This window comes from Pseudomonas sp. AC463 (assembly GCF_979253585.1).
In genome coordinates, this window is the sequence record NZ_CEEDDZ010000657.1 from 1 (window position 1) to 268 (window position 268).

The following is a 268-nucleotide window of genomic DNA, read 5'->3' on the forward strand; positions in this document are numbered from 1 at the left end:
GTGTTGCAGGGCGCCAACCGGGTCGTCCGTGGCGCTTGGGCGGAAGCAGCCTTCGAGCAGTTCTTCGAGTGCCGGGTCGCCCGCATTGCGGCCGATGATCGCCGCGACCTGTGCGTCGAGGTGATCGTCCGGGCCCTGGTGGCGACGGCCGAAGGGGAAAACCAGCACGCGCAGGGCACTTCCCAGCAAGCGGTTGGGGAAGTTGCTGAGCAAATTGTCGATGGCGGTCTCGGCCTTGCCCAGGCTCTCCTCGAGCGCCCAATGCAGC

1 protein-coding gene is annotated in these 268 nt (G+C 67.2%); it reads right to left on the reverse strand.

Annotated elements, in window-relative coordinates:
* Positions 1-268: acyl-CoA dehydrogenase domain-containing protein (locus AC0IYH_RS31825; protein WP_471838262.1), on the reverse strand; the 268-nt coding region annotated here is incomplete at both ends.